The sequence below is a fragment of the Niallia sp. FSL R7-0648 genome (genome assembly GCF_038007005.1).
Taxonomy (GTDB): domain Bacteria; phylum Bacillota; class Bacilli; order Bacillales; family Cytobacillaceae; genus Niallia; species Niallia circulans.
The window spans coordinates 3,933,907-3,945,184 of record NZ_JBBOWE010000001.1 but is presented as its reverse complement, the minus strand read 5'-3'; the positions used below and the strand labels follow the sequence as shown (position 1 = coordinate 3,945,184).

Sequence of the window (11,278 nt, the reverse complement as noted above, 5' to 3'; positions counted from 1 at the left end):
TCAATTATGAATGTGTGGAACGTTAAAAAATAATAACTTAATAAACGCTGTCAAATGAAAATTATAAAAAAAAGAAAAAAGTATGGGATTAACCACTTGGAATATGTTAGAATAGTCAATAATTCAGATTAGTTTTGTTGGAATTAATATTTTGATAATTTAATAATTTAATAGTATTAATATTGGTATTAGGAGAGGATAGGAAATGGGTTCACATGTTGTAGCTTTAAAAATGCTGCAGAACAATTTTAGTACAGAAGAAATGCGTTCTGTGTGGGATGATAAAAATAGATTACAGAAGATTCTGGATGTAGAAGCAGCTTTAGCATTAGCAGAAAGTGAGTTAGGGATCATTCCAAAGGAAGCCGGAAGAGCCATAAAGCACGCTTCAAAAGTAGAAAATTTTGATATTGAAGAAATTGCAAAAGAGTCTGCTAAATTAAAACATTCCTTAATGGCTACAGTTAACCATTTGCAGAAACTATCAGGTGATTATGGAGAATATGTTCATTATGGCGTAACAACACAGGATGTAACAGATACAGCGATGATTCTTCAATTGAAGGAAGCAGATGAAATCATAAGAAGAGATACAAAAAAAGTAGCAGAGCTTCTGATTGGTTTAGCATCCAAATATAAGAAAACGCCGATGCCAGCAAGAACACACGGAATGCAAGGACTGCCAACCACATTTGGCTTTAAGCTCGCAGTCGTTTTAAGTGAGTTTGAACGTCACCTAGATAGATTAAATAGCGTCCAATCACGGATTTTTACAGGTGTTCTTGCTGGTGGTGTTGGTACATATGCCGCTTTAGGAAGCATAGGACCAAAAATTGAAGAACGGGCATTGGAGATTTTAGAACTTAATGCGCCAACGATTTGCTGGCATTCCTCACGTGACCGAATTTCGGAGTATGGTTCAGTGCTAGGACTAATAAGTGGTTCGTTAGGAAAGCTAGGAAATGAATTCTATAACTTAATGCGGACAGAAATTGACGAAGTGGAAGAGCCGTTTTCAGCAGGAAATGTGGGCTCAACTACGATGCCGCATAAACGTAATCCAGCTATTTTTGAAGGAATTGCCAGTCTGACAAAACCTGTCTTACATAGTGTTGCCTTGCTGCATGAATCATTAGTGATGGAACATGAAAGGGATGCGATGAGCTGGAGAAGTGAATGGATAGCCTTACCAGAAATTTGTTTATATTTATCCTCTCAATTGAAAAGTATGCTAACCGTTCTGGAAGGGCTTGTAGTGAAACCTGAAAACATGCTGAAAAACTTGGAGCGATTAGGTGGACTGATTTTATCAGAACGTGTCATGTTTGCTTTATCAGAAAAAATAGGTAAACAAACTGCCCATCATCTTATATATGAAATCGCAATGGAATCTGCTGAACAAAAAACTCCATTTAAAAGATTGCTTGGTCAGAATGAAAAGGTGGCTGCTGTATTGACAGAAGAACAAATTAATCAGTTATTAGATCCAAGTCAATATATTGGCTTAGCTAGTGAGAAGGTAGATGAAGTAATTGCTTCGATTAGAAATGGGGGACTTTTAAGTGAGTAATTTATCTTTTCATCAAGCAACTTCCAAAGATATTCCCGAATTACTTGATCTATCTCTAAGAGGATATGCCTCTATTCGAGAGCTGGGAATTCACTTTGCTGCTGCAACAGCAGATGCAGAATTGGTAGAAAAGAATATCAAGGAAAATATATGCTTCTATTTACGAGATGAAGGCAAAATGGTTGCAACTGCTTCTGTTCGCATGCCATGGAGCAGTCATCCTGGTCCATTTGAAATTCCCCATATTTGGTGGGTTGCTGTTGCTCCAGAAGAAAAAAGAAAAGGATACGCAAGCAAAATCCTTCATTATGTGGAGGAAAGTTTTTTAAGAGATACACTTCATTGTCCATCTGTATCGCTGGGCACGGCGAAGGAGCATCCTTGGCTTAGAGAAATGTATGAAAAACGGGGATACAAAAAGGTTGGAGAAACGGATTTAGGGAAAGGTCATATTACCATCTATTTAGAAAAATTACTTTTAGCAAAATCATATAAGAAAAGGTAGGAATTGATAATGTGGAAGAAACTGACTGTAATCATGAGTATAGCATTTTTATTATTATTATCTGCTTGCAGCGGAAACGATAATAAAACAGAAAATGGGGGATCCTCAAAGGAGCAAAAAACACTCCGTGTAGGTTCAACCGCACAAAGTTATCCAAATGGATATGAGGAAAATGGTAAATTAGTAGGTTTTGATATAGAAGTATTAGAGAAAATCGCAAAAAATTTAGGCTATCAAGTGGAGTGGGTTAGATCAGACTTTGCAGGTTTAATGGGGCAATTAGAAACCAAAAAAATTGATACAGTGGCAAACTTTGTTGCTGTTACAGATGAAAGAAAAGAAAAGTATCAGTTTTCAGAGCCGTATGCCTATGCAGGTGCTACCATTGTTACAAATAAAGACAATGCATATGATAGTTTAGATGATTTAAAGGGCAAAACAGTATCCGGAGTATTAGGTTCGAATAATGTGAAGAACTTAGAAAATTTCGATCCTGACATCATCCCTAAAACATATGAAAACCGTGATGGTGCAATGAATGATGCGATTAATAAACGTGTCGATGGTTATGTTAACTCTAAATCTTCTTTGATCGCAGAAATTGAAAAAGGAAATTTGCCATTGAAGTTTGTAGGGGAGCCATTTGTGTATGAAGATGTTGCTTTTCCGTTCCTTAAAAATGAAGATGGAGAAGCTTTGGCAAAAGCATTTAATGCTGAAATAAAAAAATTACGTGAGGATGGTACCTTAACAGAAATATCGAAGAAATATTTTGCAGACGAGGATATCACCGTTAAGGAATAGTTTGGAGGACCAGTATGAATCTTAATTTAGATTTTCCATATTTAGTTGATATATTACCAGAACTGTTGGAATTCATACCGCTTACTTTATTTCTTGCTGTTCTATCCATGGTTTTTGCCATCATTGGCGGATTGATTTTAGCTGTGATATCCAGATCGAATATCCCAGTATTAAAGCAGCTTGCCGCTGTATATATTTCGTTTTTTCGTGCCATTCCAACACTGGTTCAATTATTTTTAATTTATTATGGGCTGCCACAAATCTTTCCAGCTCTAAGTGCGATGACGGCTATAACAGCAGCGATCTTAGGGCTTAGTTTAAAACAAGCAGCATTTTTAGCAGAAATATTCCGTGCTGCACTGAATTCGGTTGATAAAGGACAGGTGGAAGCATGTTTATCAGTTGGAATGACAAAAGTGCAAGCCTTTCGTCGAATTGTTCTACCTCAGGCGACGCGAAATGCTATTCCTGCAACAAGTAATATTTTTATTGGTTTAATTAAAGAAACCTCATTAGCGTTTACTTTAGGAGTAGTGGAGCTTTTCGCCCAAGGGAAAATAATTGCTGCTAGTTCTCTTAAATTTTTTGAAACCTATTTGGCTTTAGCGCTGCTTTACTGGGTGTTAATTATTCTTGTTACTTTCGTTCAGCGGGCTATTGAAAAAAGAATGGAAAAACCGTATTTATCATAAAGGAGTAGTAGGATGATAGCTGTTACAAATCTAAAAAAGAGGTTTGGAGAGAATATAGTATTAGATGGTGTTAATTTAAAAGTTAACCGTGGAGAAGTGTTGGCTATTATCGGACCGTCTGGATCTGGAAAGTCAACATTGCTCCGGTGTTTGAATTTATTAGAGCTGCCTGATGAAGGGGTTATTCAAATAGGCGAGACAAATGTAAATGTACAAAAAATGGGGCGGAAAGATATTCATCAGCTTCGCCAGGAAACAGCGATGGTGTTTCAAAACTATAACCTTTTTAAAAATAAAACTGCCTTGCAAAACGTTACGGAATCCTTGATTGTTGCTAAGAAAATGAATAAACAAGATGCAGAGAAATTAGGGAAAGAACTTTTAGTGAAGGTAGGGCTTGAGGATAAGTTTCACCAATACCCTGCCACATTATCAGGCGGACAGCAACAACGTGTGGGCATTGCTAGAGCGCTCGCTGTTAAGCCACATGCCATTTTATTTGATGAACCAACCTCAGCACTTGATCCAGAATGGGTTTCAGAAGTGCTGCAAGTTATAAAAGATATTGCACAACAAAATACAACCATGATTATTGTGACCCATGAAATGAAATTTGCGGAAGAAGTGGCTGACAGAGTGATTTTTATGGCAGATGGAAATATCATTGAAGAAAATGAGCCGAAAGAATTATTTCATCATCCACAAAATATAAGAACAAAACAATTTTTAAAAACTTTAGAAAGAGATGAATAATAAATCATGAACATGTCTCCTGAACTATTAAACGATTTAATTGTCAAACGAAGATATTTGCATGAGCATCCAGAGCTAGCTTTTGAAGAATTTCATACAACGGAATTAATCAAAAAATGGTTAACAGAACAGGGTATTGCCATTGTTGAACTTGGTCTAGAAACAGGAGTTGTTGCGGAAATAAAGGGAGCGTTTGCGGGACCAACCATTGCTATTCGGGCAGATATTGATGCCTTGCCGATAATAGAAGAAACAGATGTTGCATTTAAATCAAAAAATGAAGGGAAAATGCATGCCTGTGGTCATGATTTCCATACAACTGCTATTTTAGGAGCAGCGATTCTAATCAATAGTCAAAAGGACAAATTACATGGAAATGTAAGATTTATTTTTCAGGCTGCCGAGGAAATTGCTCAAGGTGCAAAGAAATTTGTAGAAAAAGGAGCAATAGAAGGAGTAGAAGCAATTTTTGGAATGCATAACAAACCTGATTTGCCAGTAGGAACGATAGGGGTAAAATCAGGTGGACTTATGGCAAGTGTAGATAAATTTAGTTTAAGGTTTATCGGTGTCGGAGGTCATGCTGGTATACCACATCGTGCTATTGATCCGATTGTTATGGCTAGTCAATACGTAACAGCAGTTCAGTCAATTGTCGCAAGAAGAATGGATTTGTTTGATAATGTAGTAGTCAGTATCACAAGCATCCATGGAGGAAATACATGGAATGTCATTCCAGATGAAGTCAAACTAGAAGGTACTGTTCGAACATTTCAGCCTAAAGCTCGTGAGGCAGTTCCGACAATAATGAAAAAGCTAGCGGCGTCTATTGCAGAGGGAAATGGTGGTTCGGTTGAATTTGTTTGGGATGATTATCTTCCCGTGGTAAACAATCATCAAGATTATGAAGATATTGTCCGAGCCACAGTTTTGGATGCAGGGTATAATGTCGTCGATGCTGTGCCAAGTGCCGGTGGAGAGGACTTTGCGTTTTATCAAAATTATATTCCGGGATTTTTCGTTTGGATGGGAGTGGATGGACCCCAAGAATGGCATCACCCTAAGTTTGATTTACAGGAAGAGGCCATTAAAGTGGCTGCTGAATTTTTTGCTAAGCTAGCGGAGAACCTTTTGAAAAATGACTGATTTAACAAAAGCGATAGTTGACTTGATTCAATCCTCCCCGTCTTACAAGGAGCTTACTAATGAGACAAAAAAGAATTTGGAAAAGGGAGTATTCGATTATTTTCTGGCGTGTTTTGCCAGTGTGAGGTTCGATATAAACTTTTCCACTGTTTTACGTACTGCTATTTATCCTGCTGGAGAGGGAGCAGCAATAATCGGCACGGATTCAAAGGTTCACCCTTTTGATGCTTGTTTAATTAATGGGTATTCTGCACATGCATTAGATTTAGATGATGTTCATTCTGAGATTAGAGGACATCCGTCTGCGATTATTTTGAGCTTATTACATGCCCTAATAGAAAAGAAGCGTGATAGAGACCGCTTCTATGAAGCCTATTTAATAGGAATAGAGACGATGAAGTGTTTTGCTCAACTATTAGGTGCCCAGCATTATGAAAAAGGGTTCCATACAACTGCGACTGCGGGAATTTACGGAGCAGTTGCAGCTGGAGCCCATTATTTACATTTCGAAACAGAGAAATTTTCGCAAGCTATTAATTTATGCGTATCCAAATTAAGTGGTTCTCGGAGTCAATTTGGAACAATGGTGAAACCGCTGCATGCTGGTCTAACTGCCCAAAGTGCTTGGCAGATTCTTCATTTTGTTGATAAGGGAATCGCCGGAAGTAATAATACCATTCAAGCAAAAAATGGTTTACTTTCTATGTATGTGGAGCAGAGAGGAAATCCATACGAGGTTTTTGAAAAATGGGGAGAACCTTGGACTATAGATAAACCTGGATTATGGTTCAAATTATATCCATGTTGTTCTGCAAATGCACATGCCATTGAGGCCATTCAGAATATAAAGGCACAAAGAAATTTTTCCATTGATGAGGTTGCTTCTGTTGATTTGTATTTCCCTCCCAATGGTGATGCTGCATTAGTTTACACGCGCCCGAAGAATGGAGAACAGGGGCGTTTTAGTGTAGAATACTGTGCAGCTTTATTATTGCGGGGTGAAGCATTATCTATTGAAAATTTTTCTGTCAATCAAATTGCCGATGATATTCAAGAAGGAATAAAAAAAATTCATCGAAAGCATGATCCTGCAATTCCCGTAAAAGAAATTAGTTATCCAAAAGGAAGATATTGTATAGCTAAAGTAATGTTAAAAGATGGTCAACAGTTGGTATCTAGAGTAGATGCACCAACAGGCTCACCAGCTAAGCCGCTTAAAATGAAGGATTTAGCCAATAAAGCAAACACATTATTAGGCGAACAAGCCAATACTTTAAATAAGTACTATGCTGCAGGAATAGAAGGCTGGTAACAGAGGGGCGGTTCTTGTGAGGTCATTTGGCCATCAAGAACTGTCTTTTTGAGCAGGAGAATATCTTTAAGAGATAAAATTCATTCTTTTCCCTCTTTGAACATGCAATGGGTCCCAATGTTTTAGGGACCTTTTTTATTTTAGAAATTTGTCCAGGTGGCTGCTGCATGAAAGAATAACAAGGTATAATAGAACTAGAATTTTGAGGTGACTAAATGAAAAAATCAATTGGAATTATTATAGCATGTTGTATCTTTATCCTTTCTATTATAAGCATTGTCTATTCTAGTTGGTCGAATCATACTAGAGAAGCAAAAATCTCTAATGGGCAAATAAATCTTACATCTGTATCGTTTGATAATAAAGATATCATTCACTTAAATGGGGAATGGGAATTTTATAAAAATCAACTGATTACTCCAATTCCAAACAAGAATATATTTGATTCATATGAGAGGGAGTTAAGATACGTCCCTGGATTATGGAGTGATAATAAGAGTAAGGCTCCTTTTATTGCGGGAACTTACCGAATTACAATTACAGTTCCGAAAGATGGTCTTTATGGTATAAAAGTAAATGCTGTCAATCATGCCAGCAAGTTATTTATCAATGGGATAGAAGCAGGAGAGAGTGGCAACCCATCGAAAGATAAATCAGACTATCGTCCATATATTCGAAAATATATCGGTATAGGAAGAAGCGAAAATCATAAGATCGAAATTGTTATTCAAGCAGCAAGTCATAATCAACCGCTGCGAGGCGGAGTAATACAACCAATAGAATTTGGATCGGCAACTCAAATATTAACAAGCAGAGAAAGTGATAGAACAATTGAAACTTTATTATTAGGCGGTTATTTAGTCTTAGGGGTATTCTATCTTTTTAGCTTTTTTTATCGAATGAGGGATATCCATCAATTATACTTTAGTCTTTTTTGTATTCTTCAAGGGGTATATGTAGCTTTTATCAATGAAAAGATAATCGAGCTAGTTATTCCTAGCATAAGTGTTTACTTGTTATCCAATATACAGCTGTTATTATTTCATAGTGCTTTGCTCTTCTTTTTATGGTTTATCCATGGGTGTTTTAAGGAGTTTACTAGTCAAAAGGTGATTCAGGTTATCAGCATTCTGCTTATGATAGACGGATTATTATATGGCGTTCCAGGTGTTAGTGCAAATCTATTATGGTTCCTTCCTATTTTCACCAAACAAATAATGATTGTCCTATTAGTAGCACCAGCCTATGTGTATATAGGATTTGTTTTGATAAAGGCTCTAGTAAATAAATCAGAAGGTTCCCAGTATCTTATTATCATTGTGTCATCGTTTATCAGTTATGGTCTTGTGCTTGGGGTTAATTTTCTCTTTGCTACAGAAATAGGCAGAATCCCTCTTATTCTATTTTTATTTATGACGATTGGCCTTGCTTTATATATGGGACTACGATTTTATCAGGCTTTTATTAAAATAGAAAAACTATCAGAGAGTCTGCAAGTACAGGATAAATTGAAGGATGAGTTTCTAATAAAAACTTCTCATGAACTTAGAACTCCTTTGAATGGAATTTTAAATTTATCTAGGCTGATGCTAGAGGGCAAGGAAGGACCACTTTCTATAAAGCATCAGGAGAGCCTAGCACTGATCCATAATGTTGGGAAGCGTTTAGCAAATTTAGTGGAAGATTTATTAAATGCTTCTGATATAAAAACAAATAATATTGCATTATTCCCAAAAAGTTTAAATTTAAAAATAATAGATGAAGTCATAAAAGAGATGTATCTTTTGGTTCCTGTAAATAAAAATATTACGATTTCCAACAAGATAAATGCCCATCTGCCCAATGTGTATGTCGATGAGGCTAGGCTTATCCAAATTTTTTATAACTTAATTTCGAATGCTATTAAGTACACGGACAATGGTGAAATCACTATCACGGCAGATGTCATTAATAATAAAATGGAAATCACTGTTACGGATACAGGAATGGGAATAAAAGAAGAAGAGCTAGAGCAAATTTTTACGACATTTTACCAAAGTGAAAGAACAATCAACCGAGGAACAGATGGACTGGGATTAGGGCTGGCTATTACGAAGCAGCTGGTCTTAAAATCCGGTGGCGAAATTTTTGTGAAATCAAAAGTGGGACAGGGCTCTCAATTTTCCTTTACCCTTCCTTTAGCTAGTACAGGGGAGAAATTGCCAGTTGAAACACTAGTCCGTCCAGAGGAGTCTATCGTTAAATCTCAAGAAAACAAGGAAAAGTTACAACTTCCGCTGCCTTTAATCGAAAATGGCAAAAGTCCTTATACCATACTTGTTGTCGATGATGAACATGCAAATTTAAAAGTGGTTGTTAATCTGTTAAAACTGCTTAACCATAGTATAATTGCAGTAGATAATGGAAACATGGCATTGGAAATAATCAAAGAAAGAAAAATAGATTTATTGGTGGCAGATTTAATGATGCCCGAAATAAATGGCTATGACCTCTGTAACATCATTCGAGAAGAATATCATTTAGTCGAATTACCAATTTTAATTTTAACGGCTTCAGGGCAAATAGCAGATTTAACAAAGTCCTTTATCAGAGGAGCCAATGATTTTTTGCGAAAACCTATTGAGCCAGAAGAATTAAATGCAAGAGTGACATCGCTTTTAACGATGAAAAATGCCGCAGAACAGGCGGTAAACAATGAACTTAATTACTTTTATGCCCAAATAAAACCACACTTTTTATTTAACACATTAAATAGTATCATCGGTTTAAGTTATAGGGACATGGAAAGAGCCAGAGAAGGGTTATATCATTTATCCACTTATTTCCGCGGAAAACTTGATTTATATCGAAAACCAACCCTGATCTCTATACAAGAAGAAATGGAATTGGTTCAGGCATATCTAGCAATTGAACAATTGCGCTTTGGCGAAGACTTACAGGTGAAGTTTGATATAGAAGAAGATATTCAGATGGAAATTCCGGCCTTAACTATTCAGCCTCTTGTCGAAAATGCAGTTCAGCACGGATTTTCTTACAAGAAAAAAGGTGTGATTTCTATCATAATAAAAAGAGTGGAACCAAAAATAGTTAACATTATTATAAGTGATAATGGAAAAGGAATGAACGAAGAGTCAAGGAATAGGTTACTTCAAGGTAAGAGTAATGGGATGGGCTTTTCCAACGCTTTAAAGAAGCTAAAACTGCTTAAAAACTCAAAACTCTTACTCGAGTCTACAGAACATCAGGGTACTAAAATAATCATCATACTTCCAGAGGTGAGAAGGAATGAGGGTCATAATAATTGATGATGAAAAGTGGGCGATCGAAGTATTAGTACGCCAACTTAATAGATTAACGAATGTAAATATTGTGAAGACATTTACCAATCCGCTTGAAGCCTATCGGGAGCTACCGAAATTAAATGTGGATGTAGTTTTTCTTGATATTGAAATGGGAGAAGTGGATGGTCTAGAATTTGCAGCAAAGCTACTCGCTTTGCCGACACACATGGATATTATCTTCGTTACTGCCTATAATCAGTATGCGTTAGATGCATTTGAAGTAAATGCAATAGATTATCTAATAAAACCTGTCACTATTGCTAGATTGAAAAAAACTTTTGATAAACTGCGTATTTATGGACGAGCAGATTCACAAGTTTTAACTGATAAGAAACAGAGATCCCTATATGCAAACGTGATGGGAGGATTTCAACTGCTTGATCAGGATGAAAGTGTTGTGAAGTGGCGGACCAAAAAGGTTAAGGAGCTGTTTATTTATCTTTGGCAGCACAAGGGGATATTAGTGCATAAGACAAAAATTATTGACAACTTATGGACAGATATTCCAATAGATAAATCCTTAACATTATTGCACACTTCTATCTATCAATTAAGGAAAACACTCAAAATATTAGGATTAGAAGATCCCATCGTCTTTTTAAATGATCATTATAAATTTGATTGCATTATTAAAAGTGATATAGATCGGTTGTTAGAGATTTTTGCTAAAAAAGTGGTATCAGAGGAAATGATAGAAGAAGTTCTCTCTCTCTATAAAGGTGATTACTTGGAGGAAGAAGATTTCGAATGGGCCATCGGGAAACAAAAGCAAATAAAATCCCAGTTTGTAAATTTTTTAGAACAATATATTGAGGGAAAACTTGAGCGTGTAGAAAAATCAAGCAGCATTATTATAAAATCTTTAGAAAAATTAGTAGAGATGGAGCCATATAGTGAAAAATATCTCGCATATGCTATTAGATATTTGGGGGAACAAGAAAGTAAGCAGGAGCTAATTCGCTTTTTTGAATATTTTCAAGAAAAGTGGTCGAGTGATCTAGATTTGCCTTTACCCAAGGAGTTATTTGATTTGTATCAGCAATATATAGTGAAGCTTTAGAAAAAGAGGATGTCCCGAATGGATGGGATATCCTTTTTATTGTTCAGAATTTGTTCAGAAGGTCCTGATAATATATATAAGGTTTTAGATAGACA

The 11,278-nt window shown here is 36.2% G+C and carries 9 protein-coding genes; all 9 read left to right on the top strand.

Going from position 1 to position 11,278, the window contains the following annotated elements; translation table 11 throughout:
* Positions 1 to 205 precede the first annotated feature (205 nt).
* Entirely contained in the window at positions 206 to 1,570 is a 1,365-nt protein-coding gene (gene purB / locus NSQ89_RS19105; protein ID WP_176473344.1) for an adenylosuccinate lyase, read from the top strand.
* On the top strand, positions 1,563 to 2,075 hold the full coding sequence (locus tag NSQ89_RS19100; protein ID WP_061798187.1) for a GNAT family N-acetyltransferase: 513 nt from the start codon (positions 1,563 to 1,565) through the stop codon (positions 2,073 to 2,075). Before purB ends, NSQ89_RS19100 begins: the two co-directional genes overlap by 8 nt.
* Positions 2,076 to 2,081: 6 nt before the next feature.
* The gene (locus tag NSQ89_RS19095) at positions 2,082 to 2,879 is read left to right on the top strand and encodes an amino acid ABC transporter substrate-binding protein (RefSeq protein WP_235844471.1); all 798 of its coding nucleotides are present in this window, start codon (positions 2,082 to 2,084) and stop codon (positions 2,877 to 2,879) included.
* 14 nt (positions 2,880 to 2,893) lie between these two features.
* The gene (locus NSQ89_RS19090; protein WP_047942102.1) at positions 2,894 to 3,571 is read left to right on the top strand and encodes an amino acid ABC transporter permease; all 678 of its coding nucleotides are present in this window, start codon (positions 2,894 to 2,896) and stop codon (positions 3,569 to 3,571) included.
* A gap of 12 nt (positions 3,572 to 3,583) precedes the next feature.
* Complete coding sequence (locus NSQ89_RS19085) at positions 3,584 to 4,324, top strand: amino acid ABC transporter ATP-binding protein (protein ID WP_061798183.1); 741 nt, start codon at positions 3,584 to 3,586, stop codon at positions 4,322 to 4,324.
* A gap of 3 nt (positions 4,325 to 4,327) precedes the next feature.
* Entirely contained in the window at positions 4,328 to 5,470 is a 1,143-nt protein-coding gene (locus tag NSQ89_RS19080; RefSeq protein WP_321198309.1) for an amidohydrolase, read from the top strand.
* Positions 5,463 to 6,782 (top strand): MmgE/PrpD family protein, encoded by a 1,320-nt coding sequence (locus tag NSQ89_RS19075; RefSeq protein WP_095259253.1) that lies wholly within the window; start codon positions 5,463 to 5,465, stop codon positions 6,780 to 6,782. Before NSQ89_RS19080 ends, NSQ89_RS19075 begins: the two co-directional genes overlap by 8 nt.
* Positions 6,783 to 6,997: 215 nt before the next feature.
* Positions 6,998 to 10,087, top strand: coding sequence for a hybrid sensor histidine kinase/response regulator (locus tag NSQ89_RS19070; RefSeq protein ID WP_095320869.1), 3,090 nt, complete (start codon positions 6,998 to 7,000; stop codon positions 10,085 to 10,087).
* Complete coding sequence (locus NSQ89_RS19065) at positions 10,068 to 11,183, top strand: response regulator (protein WP_047942105.1); 1,116 nt, start codon at positions 10,068 to 10,070, stop codon at positions 11,181 to 11,183. Before NSQ89_RS19070 ends, NSQ89_RS19065 begins: the two co-directional genes overlap by 20 nt.
* Positions 11,184 to 11,278: the final 95 nt, after the last annotated feature.

Coding starts and splice junctions, on each gene's coding strand:
- purB (WP_176473344.1), top strand. CDS start 206: ATGGGTTCACATGTTGTAGCTTTAAAAATGCTGCAGAACAATTTTAGT.
- NSQ89_RS19075 (WP_095259253.1), top strand. CDS start 5,463: ATGACTGATTTAACAAAAGCGATAGTTGACTTGATTCAATCCTCCCCG.
- NSQ89_RS19070 (WP_095320869.1), top strand. CDS start 6,998: ATGAAAAAATCAATTGGAATTATTATAGCATGTTGTATCTTTATCCTT.
- NSQ89_RS19090 (WP_047942102.1), top strand. CDS start 2,894: ATGAATCTTAATTTAGATTTTCCATATTTAGTTGATATATTACCAGAA.
- NSQ89_RS19065 (WP_047942105.1), top strand. CDS start 10,068: ATGAGGGTCATAATAATTGATGATGAAAAGTGGGCGATCGAAGTATTA.
- NSQ89_RS19085 (WP_061798183.1), top strand. CDS start 3,584: ATGATAGCTGTTACAAATCTAAAAAAGAGGTTTGGAGAGAATATAGTA.